Annotated in this window: 20 protein-coding genes and 9 pseudogenes; 17 read left to right on the top strand and 12 right to left on the bottom strand. The window is 69.9% G+C overall.

The genetic code is table 11. The features are described 5' to 3' along the window. Together J7I97_RS26130 and J7I97_RS26125 are read right to left on the bottom strand one after the other, a co-directional pair. Positions 1–156, bottom strand: a pseudogene (locus J7I97_RS26130) (IS1182 family transposase); the annotation flags it as partial. Between the two features lie 83 nt (positions 157–239). Beyond that, the gene (locus J7I97_RS26125; protein ID WP_214939096.1) at positions 240–1,109 is read right to left on the bottom strand and encodes a class I SAM-dependent methyltransferase; all 870 of its coding nucleotides are present in this window, start codon (positions 1,107–1,109) and stop codon (positions 240–242) included. An 85-nt stretch (positions 1,110–1,194) separates the two neighbouring features. On the opposite strand from J7I97_RS26125, the gene J7I97_RS26120 reads away from it, so the two are divergent. Next, entirely contained in the window at positions 1,195–1,779 is a 585-nt protein-coding gene (locus J7I97_RS26120) for a TetR/AcrR family transcriptional regulator (RefSeq protein WP_214939093.1), read from the top strand. A 251-nt stretch (positions 1,780–2,030) separates the two neighbouring features. Here J7I97_RS26120 and J7I97_RS26115 read toward each other — a convergent pair whose 3' ends face one another. The 3 genes and pseudogenes from J7I97_RS26115 to J7I97_RS26105 all read right to left on the bottom strand — a co-directional run. Further along, positions 2,031–3,659: an ISL3 family transposase gene (locus tag J7I97_RS26115; RefSeq protein WP_214939090.1), complete on the bottom strand. Its 1,629-nt coding sequence runs from the start codon at positions 3,657–3,659 to the stop codon at positions 2,031–2,033. A 44-nt stretch (positions 3,660–3,703) separates the two neighbouring features. Beyond that, positions 3,704–3,913 (bottom strand): annotated as a pseudogene (locus tag J7I97_RS26110) (metal-sensitive transcriptional regulator); the annotation flags it as partial. Next, positions 3,907–4,059, bottom strand: a pseudogene (locus J7I97_RS26105) (MarR family transcriptional regulator); the annotation flags it as partial. The pseudogenes J7I97_RS26110 and J7I97_RS26105, both read right to left, overlap by 7 nt. A gap of 273 nt (positions 4,060–4,332) precedes the next feature. Between J7I97_RS26105 and J7I97_RS26100 the strand changes: the two are divergent. Beyond that, complete coding sequence (locus J7I97_RS26100) at positions 4,333–4,662, top strand: TfoX/Sxy family protein (RefSeq protein WP_214939084.1); 330 nt, start codon at positions 4,333–4,335, stop codon at positions 4,660–4,662. Between the two features lie 29 nt (positions 4,663–4,691). Here J7I97_RS26100 and J7I97_RS26095 read toward each other — a convergent pair whose 3' ends face one another. The 3 genes from J7I97_RS26095 to J7I97_RS26085 all read right to left on the bottom strand — a co-directional run bounded on the left by J7I97_RS26095 (position 4,692) and on the right by J7I97_RS26085 (position 9,049). After that, positions 4,692–5,444: an MBL fold metallo-hydrolase gene (locus J7I97_RS26095; RefSeq protein WP_214939081.1), complete on the bottom strand. Its 753-nt coding sequence runs from the start codon at positions 5,442–5,444 to the stop codon at positions 4,692–4,694. Positions 5,445–5,586: 142 nt separating this feature from the next. After that, positions 5,587–6,570, bottom strand: a complete 984-nt coding sequence (locus tag J7I97_RS26090; RefSeq protein WP_214939119.1) for a GlxA family transcriptional regulator — start codon at positions 6,568–6,570, stop codon at positions 5,587–5,589. A gap of 406 nt (positions 6,571–6,976) precedes the next feature. Next, positions 6,977–9,049 (bottom strand): SpoIIE family protein phosphatase, encoded by a 2,073-nt coding sequence (locus tag J7I97_RS26085; RefSeq protein ID WP_214939078.1) that lies wholly within the window; start codon positions 9,047–9,049, stop codon positions 6,977–6,979. Positions 9,050–9,139: 90 nt separating this feature from the next. On the opposite strand from J7I97_RS26085, the gene J7I97_RS26080 reads away from it, so the two are divergent. The 4 genes from J7I97_RS26080 to J7I97_RS26065 all read left to right on the top strand — a co-directional run bounded on the left by J7I97_RS26080 (position 9,140) and on the right by J7I97_RS26065 (position 13,167). Then, the gene (locus J7I97_RS26080; protein ID WP_251049545.1) at positions 9,140–9,769 is read left to right on the top strand and encodes a hypothetical protein; all 630 of its coding nucleotides are present in this window, start codon (positions 9,140–9,142) and stop codon (positions 9,767–9,769) included. 49 nt (positions 9,770–9,818) lie between these two features. Further along, positions 9,819–11,297 carry a long-chain fatty acid--CoA ligase gene (locus J7I97_RS26075; RefSeq protein ID WP_214939075.1) on the top strand — a complete coding sequence of 493 codons (1,479 nt, stop codon included), beginning with the start codon at positions 9,819–9,821 and terminating at the stop codon, positions 11,295–11,297. Between the two features lie 278 nt (positions 11,298–11,575). Beyond that, positions 11,576–11,983, top strand: a complete 408-nt coding sequence (locus J7I97_RS26070; RefSeq protein ID WP_214939072.1) for a YciI family protein — start codon at positions 11,576–11,578, stop codon at positions 11,981–11,983. A gap of 8 nt (positions 11,984–11,991) precedes the next feature. After that, on the top strand, positions 11,992–13,167 hold the full coding sequence (locus tag J7I97_RS26065) for an RNA polymerase sigma factor (protein ID WP_214939118.1): 1,176 nt from the start codon (positions 11,992–11,994) through the stop codon (positions 13,165–13,167). Positions 13,168–13,225: 58 nt separating this feature from the next. Here the strand turns inward: J7I97_RS26065 and J7I97_RS26060 are convergent, their stop codons facing one another. Next, a complete protein-coding gene (locus J7I97_RS26060; protein ID WP_214939069.1) occupies positions 13,226–14,083 on the bottom strand; it encodes an alpha/beta fold hydrolase in 858 nt (285 codons plus the stop codon). Between the two features lie 81 nt (positions 14,084–14,164). On the opposite strand from J7I97_RS26060, the gene J7I97_RS26055 reads away from it, so the two are divergent. From J7I97_RS26055 to J7I97_RS38900, 5 genes are all read left to right on the top strand, one after another. Then, positions 14,165–14,728, top strand: a complete 564-nt coding sequence (locus J7I97_RS26055) for an ABATE domain-containing protein (RefSeq protein WP_214939066.1) — start codon at positions 14,165–14,167, stop codon at positions 14,726–14,728. Positions 14,729–14,821: 93 nt separating this feature from the next. Further along, complete coding sequence (locus J7I97_RS26050; protein WP_214939063.1) at positions 14,822–15,595, top strand: class I SAM-dependent methyltransferase; 774 nt, start codon at positions 14,822–14,824, stop codon at positions 15,593–15,595. A 162-nt stretch (positions 15,596–15,757) separates the two neighbouring features. After that, complete coding sequence (locus tag J7I97_RS26045) at positions 15,758–16,195, top strand: hypothetical protein (protein WP_214939060.1); 438 nt, start codon at positions 15,758–15,760, stop codon at positions 16,193–16,195. 258 nt (positions 16,196–16,453) lie between these two features. Next, entirely contained in the window at positions 16,454–17,473 is a 1,020-nt protein-coding gene (locus tag J7I97_RS38905; protein WP_251059174.1) for a hypothetical protein, read from the top strand. Between the two features lie 14 nt (positions 17,474–17,487). Beyond that, the gene (locus tag J7I97_RS38900) at positions 17,488–17,940 is read left to right on the top strand and encodes a restriction endonuclease (RefSeq protein ID WP_251059173.1); all 453 of its coding nucleotides are present in this window, start codon (positions 17,488–17,490) and stop codon (positions 17,938–17,940) included. A gap of 340 nt (positions 17,941–18,280) precedes the next feature. Here the strand turns inward: J7I97_RS38900 and J7I97_RS26035 are convergent. Next, positions 18,281–19,548 (bottom strand): annotated as a pseudogene (locus tag J7I97_RS26035) (YhgE/Pip domain-containing protein). 142 nt (positions 19,549–19,690) lie between these two features. Here J7I97_RS26035 and J7I97_RS26030 point away from each other — a divergent pair. The 5 genes and pseudogenes from J7I97_RS26030 (at position 19,691) to J7I97_RS26010 (ending at position 24,116) form a co-directional block, all read left to right on the top strand. Then, positions 19,691–20,524 (top strand): annotated as a pseudogene (locus tag J7I97_RS26030) (SDR family oxidoreductase). Positions 20,525–20,569: 45 nt separating this feature from the next. Next, positions 20,570–20,899 (top strand): annotated as a pseudogene (locus tag J7I97_RS26025) (cytochrome ubiquinol oxidase subunit I); the annotation flags it as partial. 26 nt (positions 20,900–20,925) lie between these two features. Continuing rightward, positions 20,926–21,316 (top strand): annotated as a pseudogene (locus J7I97_RS40440) (cyclase family protein); the annotation flags it as partial. A gap of 130 nt (positions 21,317–21,446) precedes the next feature. Then, a pseudogene (locus tag J7I97_RS26015) lies at positions 21,447–22,252 on the top strand (GMC oxidoreductase). 43 nt (positions 22,253–22,295) lie between these two features. Continuing rightward, positions 22,296–24,116, top strand: a complete 1,821-nt coding sequence (locus tag J7I97_RS26010; protein ID WP_214939057.1) for a glycoside hydrolase family 15 protein — start codon at positions 22,296–22,298, stop codon at positions 24,114–24,116. 11 nt (positions 24,117–24,127) lie between these two features. Here the strand turns inward: J7I97_RS26010 and J7I97_RS40435 are convergent, their stop codons facing one another. Together J7I97_RS40435 and J7I97_RS40430 are read right to left on the bottom strand one after the other, a co-directional pair. Next, on the bottom strand, positions 24,128–24,667 hold the full coding sequence (locus J7I97_RS40435; RefSeq protein ID WP_374103746.1) for an MBL fold metallo-hydrolase: 540 nt from the start codon (positions 24,665–24,667) through the stop codon (positions 24,128–24,130). A gap of 110 nt (positions 24,668–24,777) precedes the next feature. Further along, positions 24,778–25,017, bottom strand: a pseudogene (locus J7I97_RS40430) (MBL fold metallo-hydrolase); the annotation flags it as partial. Positions 25,018–25,098: 81 nt separating this feature from the next. On the opposite strand from J7I97_RS40430, the gene J7I97_RS26000 reads away from it, so the two are divergent. Further along, on the top strand, positions 25,099–25,488 hold the full coding sequence (locus J7I97_RS26000) for a LysR substrate-binding domain-containing protein (RefSeq protein ID WP_214939054.1): 390 nt from the start codon (positions 25,099–25,101) through the stop codon (positions 25,486–25,488). Positions 25,489–25,492: the final 4 nt, after the last annotated feature.

Below are 25,492 nucleotides of genomic sequence, written 5' to 3'. Positions count from 1 at the left end.
GGCTACGAACCGGGCCAAGTGGTCCTGGGGCAGCCAGTCGTCCAGCGACGGGGGCAGCAGCAGGACCTGATGCGGGTCGAAAGCCCTAAACCGCTTGTCCACCGCCGACGGACGACCCTGTGGCTGCTTCTTCTCGACCGGCTCGACCTCGAACAGCCTATCCCCACCACTCATACCGACATCATCCCGCATGAATGATCACGAACCACAGGCGGGTTGCCAGTTACTGACCCACGCTCCTAGCTGCGGGGGCGATCGGCGGTCACCAGCCACGCCGTGCTGCGCAGCCGTACAGCGCCGTCGCGTTCGAATGGGCGCAGCGCAGCCGTCAGAGTGCGCCGGGCCTCTTCACGTCGCTGCGCGGTGGCCGCCTGGGCGAGCAGGTGCTGCGCCGGGCCGGTGGACAGCAGGAAGTCAGCCGCCTGCGCCGCGTCGGGCCCCCAGTCTCCCTGCGCCTCGACCTGTACGGAAGCGGCCCCCGTGAAGCCGGCCGCGTCGAGTACGGCGCGGATGCGGGCGGGGTCGGCCAGGGAGAACATGCCGGGGGCGCCGGTTACGCCGAAGTCTCCGGGGTCGGCCTCTGGCAGGGCTTGGGACAGCGTCGACATCACCATCGCCCAGTCGTTGTCGGCGGCTGCGGCGCTGGTTACGAACGCCAGGCGGCCGCCGGGGCGCAGGGCCTGGCCGATGTGGCCGAAGGCGGCGACGGGGTCGGCGAAGAACATCACTCCGAAGCGGCTGATCGCGCGGTCGAAGACGCCGGCCGGCAGGGGGTGGACCTGTGCGTCACCCTGGGTGAATTCGACGTTGGGCAACCGCTCGCGGTCGGCGGCGGCCCGGGCGCGCTCCAGCATCGGACCGGAGAGGTCCAGCCCCAGAGCCATGCCGGCGGTGGCCCGCCTGGCGGCCAGGCGGGTGGCGTGTCCGGCCCCGCAGCCGATGTCCAGGACCTGGTGGTGGCCGACGATGTCGGCGGCGTCGAGCAGCCGCTGGTTGAAGCCGTCGTTCACGGCGTCCCACTGGTCCTGATGGCGGGCCCAGAAGCTGCCCTCGGTCCCGTTCCATGCCTGCGCCTGCTGGCTGTTGATGACGAGTTCCGGAAACTCCATGTCGGCCTCCCCGAGTAGAATGGGCGTGTGCCCAAACAGTATGGGCGTTCGCCCATACTGTCCATGTCGTTTCTGGAGCAAGCTGATGTCCCCACGCGGAGTGGCCATTCCCGACCTGCGCGAACGACTTTTCGCGGCCGCGGAACGGGTGGTGGCGCGCGACGGCGCGGGCGCCCTGACCAGCCGGGCGGTCACTGAGGAAGCCGGCTGCGGCAAGGGCGTGCTGCACACACACTTCGCCGGGCTGGACACCTTCGTGGCGGAGCTGGTGCTCGACCGCTTCGCGGCGACGGCACGGCTGATACACGCTTTGCCCGCCCGCGCCGGGGAGGACACGGTCTCGCGCAACGTCGTCCAGGCGGCCCGGACCCTCACGGACTCCCTCGACCCGGGCATCGTCGCACTCGCCCTGACCCTGCCGGGCGCCTCCTCGCACACTCGCCGGGCATGGCAGGAGGGTGCGCCGGGCTTCGCGGTGATTGAGGAGTCGGTCCGTGCCTACCTCGTAGCCGAGCAGGAACTGGGCCGCGTGCCTGCCGACACCGACACGGCAGCGGCCGCCCTCGCCCTCGTCGGCACCCTGCACCACCTCCTTATGACCCGCACCGCCGGCAGCCCACCTCCCGAAGACCAGGTGGAACGCCTGGTTGCACTGCTGCTGCACAGCTAGACCGATCCTCCGCACATGACCGGTTCGGATGAACTGATGATGTGGCCGGTACCTCGGCGGGGTGTGGGTCGTTGGGCTGGGCGTGCCGATATCTCGTTCGCGTCGTTCCCGCGTCCAGCGTCCCCGCATGACGGTGGAGTTCGCCCCGGTGGTGGAGAGGCGTCTGGGCGCTCTGCCTGCCTCTGTGTCAATGGCCTTGAAGTGCGGTTCTGATCCACTTCTTGTGATCCTGTGGCGGAGGGTGACGATGTTCAGTCCGCGAGGAGGATTTGTCGTCGGAGGAGGTCGAATCCGGCCCGCCCGTACCCGTCCCTTTTGATTCGCTTCACCCTGTTGACGTTGCCCTCGACTGGGCCGGAGTTCCATTCCAGGGTGAGGCCGGCGGTGACGGCGTCGAAGTCCTGCCGCAGGCCGCGGGCCAGGCTGAGCAGGGGCTTGAGTCCAGCGTTCTCGACTTGGGTGAGCCACTGGTCGAGTTCTTCGCCCCGCCGTTCGGTCATCATCCGGGCGAAGGCGCGTACGCAAGCGGCGACCGCCTCCAGCTCGGGGCAGCGGGCGAAGAGTTGCTTGAGCTTCAGTGCCTTGCTTTCGTTGATCTTGTCGGGGTGGGCGGTGATCAACCAAGTGGCCTTGCGTACGGTCAGCTCCTGGGGCTTGTCGGGTGCCGGCGTGCCGTCGGCCCGTATCTGCTGCAGGTGGCGGCGCACGGTCCGCTTGCTGCCGCGGTAGCCGCGTTCGGTGATCTCCGCGTGTAGCCGTGCCGCGTCGGTGCAGCCCTCGTTCCACCGCTGGTACAGGTAGGGCGTGTAGGCGTGAATCTGGCCGTAGGAGCGGGAGCCGGTGGCCAGCGACGCGTCATCTGGGGTGGCGGCGTGCGCGTAGCGGTGCACGGTCTTGCGGTCCAGACCGAGCGTTTCGGCGATCACCTGGATCTGTACGCCCTTGTCGTACAGATCGTGCACGGCCGCGTGCCGCTCGCGCCGCTTGATCACGCGCAGCCCCTCCGTCGCGGCCGGCGCCTCGACGGCAACCCCGCCGGGCACCGGCACGACCGGTGCGTCAGTCGCCGTCTCGTCGGCGCGCTCGGCCAGGCAACCACGGTGCACAGCAACGCATTTCTCGACGGCTTCGCACAGATTCATCCACAGGTGATGCCGGTCGGCGACCTGGATCGCGTCTGGGCAGGCGGTGCGTACGGCCTCGGCGTACGCACTGGCGCGGTCTCTGCACACGATCTCGGCTCCGGGATGGTCACGCAGCCAGGCGACGAGCGTCTGCGAAGTGCGGTCGGGCAGCACGTCCACGCGCTCACCGGTCTCCATGTTCATGATGATCGTCCCGTAGACGTGGCCCTTCTTCAGGGCAAAATCGTCAACACCCATCACCCGCGGGGCGGTCGAAGGCTTCTTGTCCGGGAGCTTACGCAGCAGTCTGAGCAGGGAGTTCGCGCTGAGCGGGATCGACAGATGGGTGGCCAGCCGGGCTGCTGGACGTCCCGCGAGAGCCAGGGCTATCCGCTCCAGCGCCAGGCGGAGCGCAGGGGTGCGGCGGGCGAATCGCTCGGTGAGTCCACCTATCTGCTCGACGAACGTACGGCGACCGCAGGCCGAGGCCGGACACCGGAAGCGTCGCACCGCCAGATCGATGATGACTCTCCGTCCCGCGACCGCGAGGTCGGCCAAGTGCCGCCGATAGCCACCGTGGACGCGGCTGGACACCTCGCCGCACCCGGGACAGACCGCTTCCCGGGTCGTTGTCTGCGCCGTGAGGATCACTGCATCGTCGTCCGTTGTGACCCCCTCAACCGTCACGGGCGCCAGGTGGGAGAAGACCGTCAAGAGGTTGTAGTCACACGAGCAAGCATCCTGCCAGGTGCTCATGACGTGCTGTCACCGGATCACAAGAAGTGGATCAGAACCGCACTTCAAGGCCATTGACACTCGCCGACCTTGACCCTGGCCTGGTCTCCGCCCTGTGTGATGGCGTCCGTGACGCAGGAGCCGAGGCGGTCGTCGAGCAGGGTCACGGCGCAGGACTGAAGAGCAGCGTTGATCGCGGACACCTGGGTCAGTACGTCGATGCAGTAGGTGTCGGCGTCCACCATCCGCTGCACGCCGCGGACCTGGCCCGGAACTGCGGCAGTGTCACCCGGTCCTCGGCGGAGGACAGGGAGCGGGCCGAGACGGCCACGAGGAGCCGGGAGGCGGTCAGGAAGGCGCGGGTCACGTCGTCCACGTCGGCGCCGGAATCGGAGTCCGCCGACTGCGGGTGAGGGGTCATGACTCCCTTTGTACCGCTCGCCGGAGCTTCCCCGCTGACCGGGCCGTTATCGGCAGCGCACGAGCAGCATGGCCGCGTCGTCGTGCGGAGGCCCGCCGGCGTAGGGGACCACGTCCGCGCGCTCGGTTGGGTCACTCACCAGGGCGCGTTGCGCACACTGCGGCCCAACGGGGATGCCACGAGCCATCGGGACTGCGCTCCGGGCACCTCCTCGGCAGCCCGTGGTTGGGCGCGGCGCCGGTACGCCATGGGCCCCTGCGGGAGAGTGGGCGCATGACGTACGACGAAGGTCTGGCCCAGCGGATCAGGGAGCAGCTCGGCGAGCGGCCGGACATCACCGAGAAGCGGATGTTCGGCGGGCTGTCCTTCCTGTCGGGCGGCAACATGACCGTGGGCGTGGTCGGCGAAGAGCTCATCGCCCGGGTGGGTCCGGACCAGGCGGAGCAGGCGCTCGCCCGGCCCGGAGCCCGGCCCATGGACTTCACCGGCCGCCCGATGCGTGGCTGGGTGACGGTCTCGGGCCCTGCCCTCGCGGAGGATTCCGTCCTGCGGCACTGGGTGACGACGGCATTGGCCTACGTCGGCACGCTTCCACCGAAGTAGCACACGGCGCCGGAGCGAGCGCGCGCCGCTCAGCCGAGGGTTTCGCGAGCTCCGGGTGCGAGCCAGTGCAGGCGGTGGGCCAGGCCGGCCGCGTCGAAGGCGGCGGTGATCTGCTCGCGGTCTTCGGTGAAGTGCTCCCACGAGGTGTAGTGGACGGGGACGGCGGTGTGGGCGCCGAGGGAGCGGGTGAGGGCCGCGCCCTGGGCGGCGTCCATGGTGATGAGGCGGCCGTCGCCGAAGGCGGCGATGCGGGCGGCGCCGAGGTGGAGCAGGGCGGTCCCGACGGTGAAGCGGCGGGCGATCTCGTCCAGGGCGTCGACGTAGACGGTGTCCCCGGAGATGTAGAGGGCCTCGGTCTCTCCTCCGGCCTCGATGACGAAGCCGATGACGTCGCCGACCGGGCCGTGGACGCCGGGCGTGGCGGTGATGCGCAGGGTGGTGCCGCGCACGGTGAGCTCGTACGAGGACCAGGGGGCCAGGCCCACGGCCTCGCCGCCCAGGCGGCCGGCGCCGCTCTCGGTGGTCAGGACGGGGCGGCCGGTGAGCAGGGTGCGTCCGGTGGCGTCGAGGTTGTCGGGGTGGTCGTCGTGGCTGAGGAGGATCGCGTCGACGGCCGGGAGGTCCTCGATGGCGACCGCCGGTCCGGCGGTGGAGCGCAGGACCACGGGGTCGTGCCGGTATTCGGCGGGTGCGGGGTCGAAGACCGGGTCGGTTAGCAGGCGGACGCCGCCGATCTCCAGGAGGACGGTGGCGGTGCCGATGTGGGTGGCTGTGAACTTCACGGTGGTGGCTCCAAGGTGTGGTGAGGGCGTGAGGGCGTGAGGGCGTGAGGGCGTACGGGATCGCCGCCGCACCCGGCACGGGGCGCGGCGGAAGCAGAGGAGGAGCAGAAGAGGAGCAGAGGAGGAGGAGAGGAGGAGGAGGTCAGGCGGCGGTGCGGAACCGGCTGCGGTACTCGCCGGGAGAGGTGTTCAGGCGGTCGCGGAAGACGCGGTGCAGTGTCTCGACCGAGCCGAAGCCGCAGGAGTGCGCGATATCGGGGGTCAGGCGGGAGGTGCGCTCCAGCAGGCGGCGGGCGGCCTCCAGGCGCATGCTCTCGACGAACGCGCCGGGTGCGCTGCCGGTCTCGGCTTTGAAAACCCGGGCGAAGTGGCGCTCGCTCATGGCCACACGGGCGGCCAGCACGGGTACCGACAGATCGCTGTCGAGGTGCTCGGCGATCCACTGCCGCAGCTCGCGCAGATCCGTACGGGTTCCGGCCGGGTGGGCCAGGGGCACGCTGAACTGGCTCTGGCCGCCGGGCCGCTGGAGGTACATGACCATGATGCGGGCGACTTCGAGAGCGACCTCCTCGCCGTGGTCCTCGGCCACGAGTGCTAGGGCGAGGTCCATGGACGAGGTGATGCCGGCGCTCGTCCACATCCGGCCCGAGCGGACGAAGATGGGATCGGGGTCGACCTCGACGGCCGGGTGCTCCGCGGCGAAGCGCTCGGCGGTCGCCCAGTGGGTCGTGGCGCGGTGGCCGTCGAGCAGACCGGCTGCGGCGGTCACGTGGGCGCCCACGCAGACCGACGCGACCCGGCCCGCAGCCGGTCCGGCCTCGCGGAGCCAGGCCACCACGGCGGGATCGACGTGCGGCTCGGGGCCGTCGGCGCCCATCCGGATCCGGCCCGGCACCACCAGGGTGTCGATCGTCCCCTGCTCGGAGAACAGTTCCTCCACGTGCAACCGTACGCCGGCGGATGTCGCCACCGGGCCGCGCCGTTCCCCGGCGAAGTGCACCTCGTAGCCCGGCCGGCGCCCGTCGAGCACGTGGTTGGTCATGGCGAAGACCTCTGCGGGACCGGTCACGTCGAGCGCGTCGATACCGGGGAACATCGCGAACACGACCACATGGGAGCCGGACAGAGAGGAGTTCATGCCCCCAATATCCGACGCCTGCCCACGCGTCTGCAATGACAGATATCTGCAAGATTCAGACATCACTCCGAAGCGGCAGGCCGCTCATCGAGCATGGCCTTGAGCCGCGCGAGGTGGAAGGGGCCTGAGGTGAAGGGCCGTGCGCGCGGTCTGGATGGCGCCGCGGGCGGCGCCGCTGTCACGCAGGCTCTCGGTGAACGACATGCCTGCGACGCCGCGCCGTTGGAGTGCCTGCACCGCGGCCTCCAGCATGCGGCCTCGTGTCCCGGCCTCCATTCGAGCCTCCTCGCCGGTGACGTATGGAGCCCGCATGAGTGGGCGCCAGACGCGTTCAGCATGGCGACTCGGCTTCGACGGCCGCTGGATGAGGCGGCCCCCTCCTGGTGCGGACGTATTACGGCGGTGAGCCGATGCGGGCGATGAGAAGGGCAACGTCGTCGTCGGCGGACGCCGGTACCAGGCTGGTGATCAGTGTGTCGCACAGCTGGTTCAGCGGGCGGTGGGGATCGGCGAGGAGGCGGGTGAGCTCGTTGAGGCGTTCGTCGATGTCGCTGCCGCGGGCTTCGATCAGCCCGTCGGTGTACAGGACCAGCAAAGAGCCGAGGGGCAGAGTCATACGCGTGGTGGTGAAGTCGATACCGCCCACACCCAGTGGGACGCCGGGCGGGCTGTGGACCAGACGGACGGTGCCGTTCGGTGCCACCGTCGCCGCCGGCGGATGCCCGGCTCGCGTGACGGTGCACTCTCCTGTGAGGGGGTCGCAGACGATGTAGAGGAAGCTGGTGAGCATCGGCTCGGTGAGATCGGCGAGGACGGCTTCCAGGAGGTGCAGCATGTCGGTGGGCGGCAGGTCCAGTCGTGCCAGGACCCGGACACTGGCGGCCAGGCGGCCCATGACCGCGGCAGCGGCGATGCCGTGCCCCATGACGTCGCCCATCAGGAGCGCGGCCCGGCCGCCGGGCAGCTGAAGCACGTCGTACCAGTCGCCCCCGACTTCGTTGATGTCGCTGGCGGGCAGGTAGCGGTGGGCCACTTCGATGCCCGGCGGCGGGGTGATGTGCTGGGGCAGCATGCTGCGCTGCAGCAGGACCGCGGTTTCGTGTTCGTGCTGGTAGAGGCGGGCGTTGTCGATGCTGACAGCGGCCCGGGCGGCGAGTTCACCAGCGAGGATGACATCGTCCGAGCCGAAAGAGCCGACAGCCCGTGTGCGGTAGAAGGTCGCGACCCCCAGCACCAGGTCCCGGGCGATCAGCGGAACCATCATGAGTGAATGCACGCCCGTCCTGAGCAGTTGCTCTGGACTGTCCGTCCCGCGGGCCCCGGGGCCGACGGTCCGATTGTCGAAGTGGGCGAGAAGATACGGCTGGCGAACGGAAAGCGCCTGCGTGTAAGGGGCGGTACGAGGGAAGGTAAGAGTCCTGCCGAGCGGGGCCAGGACATCGATCAGCGCCGCACCGGTCAGCGGGGACTTGCCCAGACGGCGCAGCTCGACCCCGCCTGCCAGCCCCCGCCCCGGCTCCTCGCCGCGTGCCAGAGTCTCAAGGACATCGACGGTGACCACGTCGGCCAGAGGCGGAACGGCGAGGTCGGCCAGCTCCTGCGCGGTGCGCTCCAAATCCAGGCTGGCACCCAGGCGCACACTGGCCTGGCTGAGCAGGGCAAGCCGGCGCCTGCCTGCCTCTGCCTCACTGTGATCACGCTGCTGCTCGGTGATGTCGACCAAGGAAGCGATAACACCGATGGGCAGGCCCGCGGGGTCTTCCATGCGCACATAGGAGCAGGACCATGCCCGGTCGTGGCCCGGGTCTGCCGGCGTGCGGCCCCTGCGCCGGCGGTCCAGGAGCGGCTCGCCTGTGGACAGGACCTGCCGCATCGCCTCCTCCATCTCACTTGCGTTCACCTCCGGAAGCACCTCGGCCAGGCGCCGGCCCAGATGTGAGGATTCCTCCAGACCGTTCATCGCCTCCAGAGCCGGGTTGACCCGCAGGAACCGCAGCTGGGTGTCGAGCACGGCTATCCCGACCGGCGAGCGGGCGAACAATCCGTCCCACACCGCCGACGACCCCCGGATGCGGCGGGCGGAATGCGCGTCGGCCGCGAAGACGAGAACCGCCGACGCCCCCTCCCGCCGGTCAGGCATCGGACAGGCCCAGATCTCCAGCTCCAGCGGATACCCCTCGCGGTGCCAGGCCGTCACCGTGCCCATGACCCCACGCCCGGTGGCGGCCGTCTCCCACAAGGCACGCCCCAGGCTGCGGTCGGCTCCCGGATGCAGCAGGTCGGCGATGTGCCGGCCCAGCACCTGCGGCGGCAGATAGCCCAGCAGGTCCTGAGCGGCATGGTTCCAACGAACGATCTTCCCGTCGGCGCCGGTAGCCACCTGGGCCACAGGCAGGGCGCCGAGCCATCCACCGGCATCCTGGGCGGCGCCGCTGATCAGCTCCTCGATCGGTGTCTGCTCAGCCATACCAGCCACCCGGCCCGCCACTGGCGACGGCCACCGGTGAGGTGAAGCCACCGCACAAGACCATCATGGTCCGCTACCTCCATAATGCCCATGGTCACCCCGCTGGTCTCAGTCCGCTTCCCGGGCGGTGGGCGCCGTAGGCCGAGCTCAGGGGCCTTCGCCTGCGAAGTTCGATTCAGGCCGCGCACCGACGAGGTCTTCGGCAGCGCGCTGGGCGTCGTACGCCTCGCCGGCGACACCCCGGACGCATTCCTCCGCAACGCCGTCGACTTCGCCAACGACAAGCTGCCCGGCGCGCTGGGCGCCACGCTCCTCGTCCACCCGAAGACCGAGAAGGCCCATCGCGCCGTGGTCGGCACCGCGATCGCCGAGCTGCGCCACGGCACCCTCGGCGTCAACTGCTGGTCGGCGATCGGCTTTCTCCTGGGCTACACCCCCTGGGGAGCCCATCCCGGACACACCCGCCAGGACATCGGCAGCGGCATCGGCTTCGTCCACAACGCCTTCATGATCGAAGATGTCGAGAAGACCGTCCTGCGCGCACCCTTCGCACCCGCACCCCGGGGCCTGTTCACCGGCTCTCCCTCGCTCTCTCCCCGCCCGCCGTACTTCGTCACCAACCGCACGGCCCGTACCACCCTCGAACGCGTCACCCGCTTCACCGCCAAGCCCGGCCTCGGCAAGCTGCCGGGCATCTTCTCCTCCGCGCTACGCGGCTGACCCGACCACCGACCCGCCCCTCGACCGTTCCCAGAAACGAGAGTTCGAAGTGAACCTGGCCGACCTCCTCATCCGTACCGCCGCAGTTCACGGCGACCGGACCGCCGTCGAACTCGGCGAAAACTCCCTCACCTACGCCGAACTCGACGCGTACGCGGGGCGCGTGGCCGCGCTGCTCGCGGCCCGTGGCGTGGCCCCCGGTGACCGCGTCGGCGTGATGCTGCCCAACCTGCTCGAATTCCCCGCCCTCTACTACGGCGTACTGCGGGCCGGCGCCGTCGTCGTCCCGATGAACCCGCTCCTCAAGTGCCGGGAGATCAGCCACTGCCTGCGCGACTCCGGCGCCGTGCTGCTGTTCGCCCACGACTCCGCCATGGCCGAGGCCGAGCGCGCGGCCGAGGGCACCAAGGCAGACGTGGTCCCGTTCCGCGCGGGGATTTTCGCCGAGCTGCTCGCCGCACATCCGCATCCCGTCCCCGCACAGGAGGGTGAGGACGACGACACCGCCGTCATCCTCTACACCTCCGGCACGACGGGTGTGCCCAAGGGCGCCGAGCTGACGCGTGCCAACCTCGCCCGCAACGCCGACATCTGCGGCCGCTCGCTCTTCCGCCTCGGCCCGGAGGACGTCGTCCTGGGCTGCCTGCCCCTGTTCCACGCCTTCGGCCAGGTCTGCGCCATGATGACGGCCGTCACCGTCGGGGCACGGCTCACCCTGCTTCCCCGGTTCGACCCGGCTTTGGCGCTGCAGACCGTGCAGGACCGCCACGTGACCATCTTCGCGGGCGTTCCCACCATGTACGCCGCGTTGTCCGCCACGCATGCGCAGCAGCCGGACACCTACGACACCAGCACGCTCCGGCTCTCCGTCTCCGGCGGCGCCTCCCTCCCGGTGGAGGTGCTGCACGCCTTCGAGGAAGCCTTCGACTGCCCCGTCCTGGAGGGCTTCGGCATGTCCGAGACCTCCCCCGTGGCCTCCTTCAACCACCCCGACCGTCCGCGCAAGGCCGGATCCGTCGGCACGCCGATCGAGGGGGTCGAGATGTGCCTGGTCGACGTGCGGAACGGAGTCGGCGAGATGTGCGTGCGGGGCCACAACGTCATGAAGGGCTACTGGGGCCGCCCCGAGGCCACCGCCGAGGCGATCCAGGACGGCTGGCTGCGCACCGGCGACCTCGCCCGGGTCGACGAGGACGGCTACTACTTCATCGTCGACCGCAAGAAGGACCTCATCATCCGCGGCGGCTACAACGTCTACCCCCGCGAGGTCGAGGAGGTGCTGTACGAGCACCCCGCCGTCGCCGAGGCCGCCGTGATCGGAGTGCCCCACCCCGCCCTTGGCGAGGAGGTGGCGGCGGCCGTCGCGCTGCGCCCGGGAGCGGAGGCCACCCCAGACGAGCTCCGGGACTTCGTACGCGACCGTGTCGCCCCGTACAAGTACCCGCGGCAGATCATGCTGGTCGAGTCCCTGCCCAAGGGGGCCACCGGCAAGATCCTCAAGCGCGAGATCGCGTTCGGGCTCTCCTGAGCCCGGCCCTGCGGGCCCCCGGACCTCCCGGCCGGGGGCGCTGCCCGGCGCTGACACGCACCATCGACAAGGTGCTGGAACCGGGAGAGGCCACCGCGCTGCTCGGCGCTCAAGGTGGCCGCCGAGCAGAGATCTTCCAAACACCACGAGGCGGCTCACCCAGGCTCATCTACGAGCGCCAAAAAATTTCGGCCGGCGATGTCGAGAACCCGTGACTGGCTCCGTCCCCGTGGTGAACGCGACGAAAATGGGTCGCACCAGCACCGAGGAGAAACACGATGGCCAAGTACTTGCTGCTCAAGCACTACCGCGGCGCTCCGGCTGCGGTCAACGACGTGCCCATGGACCAGTGGACGCCGGAGGAGATCTCGGCGCACTGTCAGTACATGGACGACTTCGCGGCCCGGCTCGAGGGGACTGGCGAGTTCGTCGACGGTCAGGCGCTCGCCCCCGAGGGGACGTTCGTCCGGTACGACGGTGAGGGGCGCCCGCCGGTCACCGACGGCCCGTTCGCCGAGACCAAGGACCTCATCGCCGGCTGGATGGTGATCGACGTGGACAGCTACGAGCGCGCCATTGAGCTGGCCGGGGAGCTGTCGGCCGCCCCTGGGGCGGGCGGGAAGCCGATCCACGAGTGGCTCGAGGTGCGCCCGTTCCTGGCCTCGCCGCCCACCATCACGGAGTGACCTCTCAGATGAACGAGGCCCTGCTCCGGAGCCTCACGCCAAGCGTGATCGGGATCCTCGTCCGCCGCGGAGCCGACTTCGCGGCGGCCGAGGACGCCGTGCAGGACGCGCTGGTCGAGGCGGTCCGCGTCTGGCCGGCCGACCCCTCCCCAAGCTCTTCGAGCAGGGGATACCCCCTGCGGGACCCGAAGGGCTGGCTGGTCACCGTGGCCTGGCGGCGGTTCCTTGACGCGACCCGGGCGGACGCCGCCCGCCGCCGGCGTGAGGACCTCGTCGACGAGGAGCCGGCGCCCGGGCCCGCGCCAGCGGTGGACGACACGCTCCAGCTCTACTTCCTGTGCGCCCACCCGTCGCTGACGCCGTCGTCCGCGGTCGCTCTCACGCTGCGCGCCGTCGGCGGGCTCACCACCCGCCAGATCGCCCAGGCCTATCTGGTGCCCGAGGCGACCATGGCGCAGCGCATCAGCCGTGCCAAGCGCACCGTCTCCGGGGTGCGGTTCGACCAGCCCGGCGACGTCGCCACCGTGCTGCGCGTCCTCTACTTGGTCTTCAACGAGGGCTACTCCGGCGACGTCGACCTCGCCGCCGAAGCCATCCGGCTCACCCGGCAGCTCGCGGCCGCGATGGACCACCCCGAGGTGGCGGGATTGCTCGCCCTCATGCTGCTCCACCATGCCCGGCGCGCCTCCCGGACCGCGCCCGACGGCAGCCTGGTGCCGCTCGCCGAGCAGGACCGCGGCCGGTGGGACACCGAGTCGATCGCCGAAGGCGTCGAGATCCTGCAGGCGGCCCTCGCCCGCGACCGGCTGGGCGAGTTCCAGGCACAGGCCGCCATCGCGGCACTCCACGCCGACGCGCCCACCGCCGAGGAGACCGACTGGGCGCAGATCGTCGAGTGGTACGACGAGCTCGCGCGCCTGACCGACAGCCCGGTCGTCCGGCTCAACCGCGCGGTGGCCGTCGGCGAGGCCGACGGACCGCGCGCCGGCCTGGCGGCGCTCGCGGCGCTGGACGACTCACTGCCCCGCCACGCCGCGGTGGCGGCGTACCTCCACGAGCGCGACGGCGACCTGGCGACGGCGGCACGGCTGTACGCCGAGGCGGCCCGAAATGCCCCCAACCTCGCCGAGCGCGACTACCTGACGCGCCAGGCCGCCCGGCTCAACGCCCGCCGGTGTCGCTGACGGGTCCGTCGCCCGGCCTCGTCGGCCTCTCGGCCCCGCCGGCGTTTGAGGCGTGGGGCTACGGGAGGTCGGTGAGGAAGGTGGCGATGAGGGGGGCGATTTCTGGGAGGTGGGTCTCCAGGGCGAAGTGGCCCGCGCCCTCGAAGATGTGGACGTCGGCGTCCGGGGCGTCCCGGAGGTAGGCCTTCGCGCCCGCCGGGGTGAAGAAGGGGTCGCCCGCGCCCCAGACGACCAGTACCGGCACCCGCGCGGCCCGCAGCCAGGCCTGCCAGGCGGGGTAGTGGGCGAAGTTCGAGGCGTAGTCGAAGGCCAGGTCGGCCTGGGCGTCGGCGCGTCCCGGCAGGCCGAGGTAGTGGACGTCCAGGGTCCAGCTGTCGGGGGATATCAGGCCGGGGTCGGCGACTCCGGCCTCGTACTGGAAGCGGGTGCCCTCCAGGGCGAACAGGCCCCGGATCCGTTCCTCGTTGCCGGGCACCTCGCGCCGCAGCCCGGCGAACTCGCGGGCCGCGTCCGACAGGCCTTCCTCGTACGCGTTGCCGTTCTGCACGATCAGGCCGGTCACCCGCTCCGGCCGGCGCGCGGCGAGCCGCAGGCCGACCGGGGCGCCGAAGTCGAAGACGTACATCGCGAAGCGGCCCAGCCCGAGGGCGTCGGTGAAGCCTTCCACGATGTCGGCGAGCCGGTCGAAGGTGTACGTGAAGTCGGTCGGGGCCTCGGTGCGCCCGAAGCCCGGGTAGTCGGGGGCGATCAGGCGGTACGGGCTGTCGCCGAGTGCGTCCATCAGGCGGGCGAACTGGTGCGAGGCGGTGGGGAAGCCGTGCAGGAGCAGCAGGACCGGTCCGTCCGCGGGGCCGCTCTCGCGGTAGGCGACGCGGACCCCGTCGACGTCGACCGTGCGGTGCTGGACACTTGCCATCACATGCCTCCTGTTGCTGTGTTTCCATTAGTCTTGCTGGTGATCGCTAATGGGTCAAGTGATTGCAGTAGCATTAGTCGCGTGACAGTGACCTTTCCGCTCACCGGCGAACCCCTCGCCCTGGACCTCCTCAACACCCGCACCGCCGCGGGTGACCTCGTCGCCGACCCGGCCGGGCTCGAAGGCTGGCTGGCCGCGCAGGCCGGGCGGCTGACCCCGGTGGGGGAGGTGGGCGCGGCGGAGGTGGCCGCCGTGCGGGCGGTGCGGGAGGCGGCGCGGCCGGCGCTCGAAGCCGCGCGGTGCGGGGAGCGGCCGCCGGCCGATGCGCTGCGCGCGCTGAACGAGGCCCTCTCCGCGGCGCCGGCCCACCGCGTGCTGGCCTGGACGGAGGGGGCGGGCCTGTCCGCGGCCGCGCACCGGTCGGCCGCCCCGGCCCTGCGGCTCGCGGGCGAACTGGCCGAGGCGGTCGCGGAACTGCTGACGGACCCCCGGGTGGGGGAGATCCGGGTGTGCGAGGCGCACGACTGCGTCCTGCTCTTCCTGCCGGCGCACCCCCGGCGCCGCTGGTGCGTGGCATCGGTCTGCGGCAACCGGGCCCGGGTGGCCCGCTACTACGCCCGGCACAAGGCGGAGTCCGGTGAGTGAGGCGCCCTGACCCTGGCCGGGGCGCGGATCCCCATCAGGCCGGGGCTACCGGGGGGCCTGTCCGGCGGATCATGTGACTACTAGGCTGCCACGATGGAACGCGTAACCGACGTGCCCGAGAGCTTCGCCCAGTCCGCAGATCGGGACCAGGCGAATGACTACGACAATTTCGCCGAGGCGTACTCGGCGGAGAACGAGAACAACCTAGTGAACGCGTACTACGAGCGGCCCGCGATGTTAGCCCTCGCCGGAGACGTGGTCGGCCGTCGGATCCTGGACGCCGGTTGCGGCTCGGGCCCCCTGTCCGCTGCACTACGCGACCGCGGTGCGGTCGTCACCGGCATCGACGCCAGCGTCGGGATGCTGGCGTTGGCCAGGCGGCGGCTCGGTGACGACGTAGCCCTGCACGTGGTCGACCTGAGCGACCGCCTGCCGTTCGCCGACGCTGCGTTCGATGACGTGGTCGCGTCGCTGGTGCTGCACTACCTGGAGGACTGGGGGCCGACGCTGGCCGAGTTGCGGCGAGTGCTCAGGCCCGGCGGCCGGCTGATCGCGTCGGTGGACCACCCTTTCGTGGCCTACACGATCCAGGATCCTCGGCCCGACTACTTTGCGACCACCAGCTATACCTTCGACTGGACCGTCAACGGGCAGTCCGTCCCGATGAGGTTCTGGCGCAAGCCATTGCACGCGATGGCTGATGCCTTCACCACCGCCGGTTTCCGCCTTTCCGTCATCAGCGAGCCGCAGCCCGCCCCGGCCGCCCGTGAGCTGTTCCCCGACGGCTTCCATGACCTTTCGACCAAACCCAACTTCCTGTTCTTCGTCGTCGAGGTACCGCCGTCGGCTGCGGGCTCGGACGACTAGCCAGTCGCGGAGCAAGAGCGGAGCCCCGCCTTATCGCTGCCGAGGTGGTCGGGCTCCGCTCGAGGGCGTGTGTCCTGGATTCGTGTCACGGATCGGAGACAGGCGGGGCGTGGGGAGCGGCAGCCTGACAGCATCGGCAGTCCATCTACTTGGGGAGTTCCCATGCGCGCACGCGCTTTTGTGACTGCTGCTGTCGTCACCGTCCTGTTAGCCGCGGGATGCAGTTCGTCCCCCGCCGAGGAGGTCGGCGACTGGTACTCGGGGGGTGGTGAGAAGCAGATCAAGCAGATGGCGGAGGATGCCGCCCGTGTCAGCGAGGTGAGCACGAGGACCCTCGACGTCATCGGCACAGCCTGCCAGGACCTCGCGAAGCACGTTCCAGCCGCCGAAGCACTGGACCCGATACCCGACAAGATCGCCCAGATGCGCTGGAAGCGGGCGCTGACCGCGCTCCGTGAGGGGGCGAGCCAGTGCACGGCCGGCGCCGCCTCCAAGGACGAGCCCATGACCGGCGAAGGGGTGCGGAAGATCCAGATCGACGGCCTCCACACCCTGCCCGACGTGACCGGCCGGATCAGAACGGTGCTGGACCACAAGTGAGTTTCCCTACGCGGGAACGGGCGGGATGAAGGGCCCGCACATCGAGAAGCGGCCCGCCCTGCTGCACCGTCAGTGACGGTAGCGGCCTCTGGGAAGCCTGGGATGGAACATGCGGATTGGACGCCCCTGGGGCGGGAAGTTCTAACCGGACCGGCGTGCAGGGACCTGGGGGTGGCGGTGGCGGGCGGGAGTGATGCGTACGCGCGGGAGCGTGCTCGGCAGGCCAAGGAGCGTGAGCGGCTGAGGAAGGCTGCTGAGGTGGAGGCCAAGCGGAAGGCGCGTGAGGAGAAGCTCGCGTACGAGGCCGCGCGTGCCCAGGAGGCCGTCGACAAGACCAGTGTGGCCGAGCACGACGTCGAGCAGCTCTCGGGCCTGTTACGCGCGGCGGTGCTGGACGGCCGGCCATTGAGCTTCGACAGCCTCAGGCAGGAATTCGTCCCTGCCGTGTTCATGCCGTCCAAGAGCCGTACGCGGCCCGTTCCGCTGCCACGGTGGGGCGAGTACGAGCCCGAGCCGCCGCGCGGACTGCTCGGAGTGCTCGGCTTTGGCCGCCGGTCGTACGACGGGGAGGTGGAGGCCGCGCGCAAACGGTTCGACGAGGCATTGCGGGACCACGCGCGCGCGGAGCACGAACGGGTCGGGAAGCTGGATACGGCGCGGGCCCGTCATGACGAACGAAACCAGGGGGAGTCGGCCCGGGTCGATGAGTGGAATGCCGGGATAGAAGCGCGCCGGGCTGCCTACCGTGACAGGGATGTCGAGGCTGTCGAGTGGTTCATCGACCAGGTGCTGGCCGCCTCCGTCTACCCACACGGGTTCCCGAAGGCGCACCAGGTCTCGTTCCAGGCGGATACGGGTGACCTGCTGGTGGAGATCGACCTGCCGCTGGACGATGTGATCCCGGCCGCCCGCGCCTACCGGTACGTGAAGACGCGCGACGAAATCACGGCTGTCCCGAGGCCCGAGAAGGAGCGCCACGAGCTGTACGCGTCCGTACTGGCGCAGACGGCCTTGCGGACTGTGCACGAGCTGTTCGCGGCGGACACCGAGGGAGTGGTGCGGTCCGTGGCGCTGAACGGACACGTGGCGACCATCGATCGCGCCACGGGCCGCGAGGTGCACCCCTGTCTGATCACCCTCCTGGCAGACAGGGAGGAGTTCGGCGAACTGGTCCTCACCCAGGTCGATCCGAGGGCTTGTCTGAAGCGGCTGCGGTCGCTGATCTCGCCGAATCCGTACGAGCTGGAGCCGTGCGCCCGCTGGTTACCTTCGACCTGAGCAAGTTCCGGCTGATGGACGGCATGGACGTCGTGGCGGGCCTGGACAGCCGGCCGGTGCTGATGGACCTCTCACCTACAGAATTCGAGCATCTGGTGCGGCAGCTGTTCGAGGCGATCGGACTGGACAGTGTCAATACGCGCCCGTCGCAGGACGAGGGCGTGGACGCGGTGGCGATGAACACTGACCCGGTCATGCGGGGGCTGTGCATCATCCAGGCCAAACGCACTGCCAAGGTAGTGCCGTTCGAGTCGGTGTCCGCGCTCGCCGGCGTAGTGGAGCACAAGCGGGCGGCGAAGGGCATTCTGGTGACGACCTCGTGGTTCGGGCGGGCGAGCGAGGCGTTCGCGAACGACCACGGGCGCCTCGAACTCCTCGACGGCGCCAACCTGGTCCACCTGTTCAAGGAGCACCTCGACCTCGATGTCATCCCGGGGCCTGTCCCACCGAAGCGCCGGCCGCGCTGACAGTGAGGGCGTTCGGCAGGGCGCCGTCCGGTCCATGATCGGGATGAACTGCATGAAGGCGGCGCCGCACGCATCGCGCGAGAAGGCGTGCGGACGCCGCCGCCCTTGCTCGTGTGCGCCCGGCGCAACCGGTCCATCATGGAAGGGCGGGCCGGACTCCTGTACGGCCACTCCGCGTGCGTGGGACGCGCGCGTCAGCCCGGAGGTGATCCCATGGACATGGACGAATCGCGCAGGGCTTGGGCCATGACGCTCGGCGTCCTCGTTGTGATCTTTTCGAACCTAGCAGCGATCGTCCTGATGAACACCGTCGGAAAGTGAACTGCACCGGTTCACGAGGTCAGGCGGGCTGCGGGATGAGGCGCTTGTGCCCCTTGCGGTCGTAGTACGTGGTCATGGCGAAGCCGAAGAGCAGGGCGAGAGCGGCGCCGATCGCGATCATGATCCAGGAGCGGGTGAGACCCGCATCGCCGCGGGCGTCGAAATAGAGGATCGCGCGCACCCCGTCGCTGAGCTGCCGCATGGGCTCGAAGTAGGAGAGGAAACGGTAGAAGCCGGGGACGGCCTGGAGCGGCACAGTGGCGCCCGACGAGGGCAGGCCCAGGACGATGAACACGAACATCGACACCAGCTGCCCGATCCCGCCGAACGCTGCGTTGATGGCCTGCACGCCCAGGCCGACGGCGAGGGCCGCGCAGTAGGAGTAGATCCACAGCAGGGGCAGATGGGATGCGTCCATGCCGAGGATGGTGACGCAGGCGATGAGAACCAGCGAGGCACTGACGAGCATGATGCCCGCTGTCATCACCATCTTCAGCAGCAGCGTCTGTGTGCGGTTGATCGGCACGGTGGGGCGGCGGGTGTGCCAGGGGCCGATCTCGTTGTCCGCGTAGCCGAGGGCGGTGTCGACGCCGTTGCTGATGACGTTGCCGCCCATGAATCCGGCCAGCACGAGCAGCAGGGTGTAGTAGAAGGCCGTCAGGCCGAGGCCGCTGTTGCTGCCGATCGGGTGGCCGACCTGGGTGATGACGTTCACCGGGTCGGCGAGCAGCAGCTTCACGCTGGGGCTCGCCTGCGTGCCGGCCGCTGCCGTGAGCTGTCTGCCGATGGTCTGGGACGCCTGGTGCGCGGCCTTGGTCGTGATCTGACTGGCGAGGGAGGAACCGAGGCTGCCCTTGCCGGGATTGGTGAGCACGGTGATCGTCGGCTGGCGGGTGGCCCCGGGCGTGGTGAGGGCGGTGATGGCGTCCGTGAAGCCGGCTGGGACGACCAGGGCGCCGTAGACCTTGCCGGAGTCGAGCTGTTCCTGGGCCTGGGCACGGGTGAGCGTGCGCCACTCGCCTTGTCGCCGCCGGTGTCGGCTGCGATGGCGCTCGTGACCTGCGCGCCCAAGTTCTCCTTCTGCCCGGCAGGCGGCTTGCCGATCTCGTCGTCGACGAGGGCGATGGGCAGGTCGTGCAGGTCTCGGTTGGGGTTGACGATGCCGCCCATGTAGAGCAGGGACAGCAGCAGGGCGAGCAGCCCGGTGAGGACGGTGGGCACCAGCCACAACTGGGGGCGGCGCAGCAGCGTTGCGGCAGTGGCCTGAGGGGCGGCGGGCTCGGCCATGGTTCTCCGTGGTTCCGGGCGGTGCGAGGGCCGCACAGCGGGTGAGAACGGCCGAACGGGTGAGGCCGTGCCGACCGTACGAGAGGTCAGGATGAGGCCCGCACCTGCGCGGGCCGTCGCACGCCTCGCGCTCCTCCCCCCGTTGCAGTACGGGTACGGCAACGCGCCCGTCCTCGCGCTGGTTGCGCAGGCGGTGGTCGAGCGCCCGGGGTCTGGTCAGGGCGGCCGGGTCCCGGCGCCTCACCTCGTCGAGCAGCGGCGTGGTGATCAGGTCCAGGCATTCGGTGAGCAGGCTACGGACGCCGCGGAAGAGGTGGTGCGGGAGATCGAGGGCTTCGGGGTCCGGGCCTACGCGCACGAGGCTGATGTGTCGCAGGAGGACCAGGTCGTCGACATGGTCGCCCGGATGGTCCAGGAGTTCGGGACCATCGACGTCATGGTGGCGAACGCCGGCCTCCAGAGAGACGCCCCGGTCACCGACATGACCGTGGCCCAGTGGGACAAAGTGCTGAGCGTCAACCTCACCGGGCAGTTCCTTTGCGCCCGCGAGGCGGCCAAGGAGTTCATGCGCCGCGGCGTCGTCCCGGAGGTCTCCCGCTCCGCGGGGAAGATCATTTGCATGAGCTCGGTGCACCAGATCATCCCCTGGTCCGGGCACGTGAACTACGCGTCCTCCAAGGGCGGCGTACAGATGCTCATGGCCACGCTCGCGCAGGAGCTCGCCCCGCACCGGATCCGGGTGAACGCCGTCGCTCCGGGTGCGATCCGCACGCCCATCAACCGCAGCGCCTGAGACACCCCCGAGGCCGAGGCGGACCTGCTACGGCTCGTCCCGTACCGCCGCGTCGGCGACCCCGAGGACATCGCGAACGCGGTGACAGTCCTCGCATCCGACATGCTCGACTACATCGTGGGGACGACGATCTACGTAGACGGTGGCATGACCCTGTTCCCCGGGTTCGCCACCGGTGGCTGAGGCCCGCAGTCCTTCAGCCGTCCGGCACACACCGCTAAGGCTCACATGAGCACCGCGATCGCGATCGTGGCGGACACCCCTCCGCAGCTTCTGCCCGCCCGCGAGCTCATGGCCTTCACCCTGGCCTCCCACATCCTGCTCGTGCCCTTCGGGGTGGCCCTGCCCGCCATCACCCTCCTGATGCACTACCGCGGGCTGCGCAAGCGCGACGCCGTCGCCCTTCAGCTCGCGCGGCGCTGGTCGGCGGTCATGGCCGTGCAGTTCGCCATCGGCGTCGTCACCGGTACCGTGCTCTCCTTCGAGTTCGGCCTGCTGTGGCCCGGCCTGATGGGCCGGTGGGGCGATGTCTTCGGCCTCGGATTCGGGGTCGAGGCAGGACGCCGCTGGTGTCCAGCCGACGGCAGGGGCTGCGGGTCGGCATGGGCGACATCCTGCCCGTACGCGTCGGACACCGGCGCAGGCGTGAGGAGCTCGGCCCCTGGGACTCGGCCGGCGCGCGGGCCGGACTCCATCCGACCGCCCTGCGCTTTCTGGCCGACCGGCAGGTGGCCGTTCTCGGCAGCGACGGCAACAACGACACGGCCCCCAGCGACGCGCAGAATGTCGCGTTCCCGGCACACGTACTCGCAATCCATGCGATGGGACGGGACTGCACCTGCTCGACTACCTGCAGTTCGAGGATCTGGCCCCCTCTGCGAATAGGAGGGGCGCTGGTCGTTCCTCTGTGTGATCGCACCACTACGGCTGCCCGCGGCGACCGGCTCTCCCGTCAATCCCCTCGCGATCCTGTGACCGGCCGGGCATCCCGGAGCCCCGCCCGGCCCGATTCGCCGGGCATTCCCTCCGGAGCTACGTTGTAAATGCGGAACGGACCCCAACTCACCTGACAGGAGCAGACCATGCTCCGGGGGCGGTGGCCGGCATGACCGAGGCGCGGCAGTACGACGTCGTCATCATCGGCACAGGTGCCGGGGGTGGCACACTCGCCCACCGCCTGGCGTCCACCGGTAAACGGATTCTCCTTCTCGAACGCGGCGACTACCTGCCGCGTGAACGCGACAACTGGGATTCGACCGCCGTCTTTGTCAAAGGAAAATACCGCGCGCCGGAGTTCTGGTACGACAAGCACGGAAATCAATTCCCGCCCGAAGTGAACTACTACGTCGGCGGAAACACCAAGTTCTACGGCGCCGCGCTCTTCCGTATGCGTCCTGAGGACTTCGCCGAACTCCGCCACCACGACGGTGTCTCTCCCGCCTGGCCGCTGAACTACGACGACCTGGAGCCCTACTACACGCAGGCCGAGCATCTCTACCTCGTCCACGGCCGGCACGGCGAGGACCCCACCGAGGGACCGGCCAGCGCCCAGTACGCCTATCCGCCCGTGCAACACGAGCCGCGCATCCAGCAGTTGAGCGACGATCTGGAGAAGCGCGGCCTGTACCCCTTCCATCTGCCGGTCGGGGTGAACCTCGTCTTATCCATCTCGCCCTCGACGAGAAGCAAGGGCATGCCCATAGGCGCCACGGCGCACCAGGCCGGCACCGTCCGCTTCGGCCACGACCCGCAGAGTTCCGCTCTGGACGTGAACTGCAAGGCTCACGACCTCGACAACCTCTACCTGGTCGACACGAGCTTCTTCCCGAGCATCGGGGCGGTCAACCCTCACTGACGGCCATCGCCAACGCCCTGCGCGTCGGGGACCACCTCGCGGAGCGGCTGCGATGAGCGGACCTGACGTCGCGCGGCCGTGAACGCTGAAGGAGAACCAATGGACCGCTACCCGCCCATCGCCGACCACGGACTCGTGGGGGACCTGCAGACGGCAGCTCTGGTGTCGTCCAGGGGAGTGGTTGACTGGTTCGCGGCGCCTCGATTTGACTCCCCCAGCGTCTTCGCCGCGCTGCTCGACCACGACGGGGGCGGACACTTCCTCCTCGCGCCCGAACATTCCGACGGAACGTGGAAGCAGCTGTACTACCCGGACTCCGCGGTCGTGGTGACCCGCTTCATGTCCCCCGACGGGGTCGGCGAGACGATCGACTACATGCCGGTCCACCGGGGCCTCACGGCGTCCGACCGGCACACCCTGGTGCGCGCGATCCGCACGGTGCGCGGCACTGTGCGCTTCGCCCTCGAATGCCGCCCCCGGTTCGACTACGCGCGGGCTCCCCACCAGCTCGACCTGGCAGAGGGCCAGGCGACGTTCCGGGCACCCGGGACGACCGCGTTCCTGCAGACCACCTTCCCGCTCGAACGGGACGGCCAGGACGTCCGGGCTTCGATCACGCTCAACGCGGGCGAGGTGGCGGCAGCGGTGTTCACCACTACCGGCGGGGAGGGCAGCGCGGCACCGCCGCCGCCGAACAGCGAGCGGATCACGGAGGAGATCTGGGAGCAGATCGACTACTGGCAGAAGTGGGTGCGCACGTCGCGCTACCGCGGCCGCTGGGCGGAGATGGTGTACCGCTCGGCCATCACGCTCAAGCTCCTCACGTACGCTCCCTCCGGCGCGCCGGTCGCCGCCGCCACCATGGGTCTTCCCGAACAGGTCGGAGGCGAGCGCAACTGGGACTACCGCTACACCTGGGTGCGGGACGGATCCCTGTCGGTGCGGGCCCTACTCGACCTCGGCTTCGTGGAGGAGGCGACCCGCTTCACCCACTGGCTCGGCGACCGCCTGCGCGCCCACGAGGGTCCGGACGGGGAACCTCTCCAGATCATGTACCGGGTCGACGGTGACCCTCACCTGACCGAGGAGATCCTCGAGCACTTCGAGGGCTACCGGGGTTCGTACCCCGTGCGGGCCGGAAACGCAGCGATGGACCAGTTGCAACTCGACATCTACGGCGAGGCGCTGTACGCCCTTTCCGAGGGCCGGGCGGTCGCAGTGCAGGGCGACTACCGGGGATGGAAAATCCTCGCCCGGACTCTGGACTGGCTCGCCGACTCCTGGGACCGGCCCGACGAGGGCATCTGGGAGACCCGGGGCGGCCGCCAGGACTTCACCTACAGCCGCGTGATGTGCTGGGCCGCCTTCGACCGCGGCCTCAGGGCCGCCGCCGAATTCAGCCGGCCGGCCGACACCGCCCTGTGGACCAAGGCCCGCGACGAGATCCTCGAGCAGGTCATGGAACGCGGCTGGAGCGACGAGGACCATTCTTTGGTCCAGCATTACGGCAGCCGCGTCCTGGACGCCTCGCTGCTGCTGATTCCCCGGCTCGGATTCCTCGCCCCGAAGAGCGCGAGCTGGCTGGCCACTCTCGATGCCATGGACCGCGTCCTGGTTTCCGACAGCCTCGTCTACCGTTACGACCCCGCGGCCTCCCCCGACGGACTCCGCGGCTCGGAGGGGACGTTCAGCCTCTGCACGTTCCTCTACGTCGATGCTCTCGCCCGTGCCGGACGGCTTCCGCTGGCCCGCTACACCTTCGAGAAGATGCACACATACGCCAGCCACATCGGCCTGTTCGCGGAGGAGATCGGCCCCAGCGGGGAGCAACTCGGCAATTTCCCCCAGGCCTTCACCCACCTGTCGCTCATCATGGCCGCGACCACTCTGAACGAGGCGCTCGACGCCGTCCAGCAATGACGAGCCCACGCTCATGGGTGTTCAGCGCACAGGCATCCGACGCCCCGCTCGATCCACTCCCGGCCGGCCCACTCGGGATGCCGCTCGATGAGCAGCGCCCGGACCTCGGCGACGATCTCGTCCTCGCCCATCGCGGAATCACGCCGCCGCCAGGTCTCGTCGCGCAGCTCGCGCAGCTGGTCGGCGACGCCGGTGAGTACCTGCGGGCCGCCGAGGTCGCCGTGACCCGGCACCACCACCCGCGGTCCGGTGGCGGCCAGCTGGTCCATCACAGCCAGCCAGCGCACGCCGGAGACGTCCGTGTCGTACGGGGGGAACCACGGGAAGATGGCGAACCGTCCGGTCTCGGCCAGGTCACCGGTGAACAGCACGCCGGCGTCCGGCACCTCGACCACCTGGTCGCCTTTGGTGTGGCCCCGGCCAGTGGGCCGCAGCCGTACGGTCCGCCCGCCCAGGTCCAGGTCGTACCCGTCGTCGTAGACCACATCGGGGGTAGGCACCGGGACGCCGTCGAGGCGGTCGGCGATCGGCCCGCCGAAGCCCCGGAACATCTCCAGGTAGCGGACCCCTTCGTCTTCAGGTCGTCCGCCTGTGCGCGGTTGACCAGGTACGTGGCCTGGTCGGTGAACACGTGCGCACCGAAGGCGTGCTCGGGGTGGAAGTGGCTCGTGGTCAGGTACAACCGGCGGCCCTTGGCCACCTCGGAGGCGAAGGCGAGGACCTGCTCGGCGTTGGCGGTGCCGATGCCCGTCTCGACGACGAGTACGGCCTGAGTGCCGCCGATGACACCGATGTTGGGTACCAGCTGGACTCGTTGGTTCGGGATCACGAGCAGGTCGGGGGCGATCTCCTGGGCGCCGGAAACCTGCACGGCGGGGTCGGGAATCAGTTCGTCCGTCATGCTCCGATTCCACCGGCCCGCGCCCCGGCCGTCCAAGACCGAATAGGTGGTGTCGATACCGTACGGGTATCGTCGCCGGTCATGGAGCTACGCACGCTGCGCTATTTCGTGGCCGTCGCCGAGGAACTCCACTTCGGCCGGGCCGCTGCCCGGCTGAAGCTGGCCGACCTGGCCGGCCGGCGCTGGTTCCAGTTCCCGGACGGTACCGACCCGCTCTGGTGGTCGTACTGGAACGGTGGCGAGCGGCGCGAGGGCCCGGTGGTGCGTGCCGTCCAGGAGTGCGTGCAGGCCGTGCTCTGGAACGGCACGGTCGGCATGATCCCGCTAGGACACGACCTGCCCGAGGAGCTGGCCGTGGTACCGCTGACCGACATGGCACCGAGCCGGGTGGTGGTGGCGTCGAACGAGGGCGACATGAACCCTTTGATCCGCTCGTTCGTCCAGATCGCGACGGCCGCCTACCGCGACTGACCCC

Origin of the sequence: Streptomyces sp. ISL-87 (genome assembly GCF_018614095.1) — a bacterium.
Lineage (GTDB): Bacteria > Actinomycetota > Actinomycetes > Streptomycetales > Streptomycetaceae > Streptomyces.
This window is presented reverse-complemented; position numbering and strand designations above follow the sequence as displayed.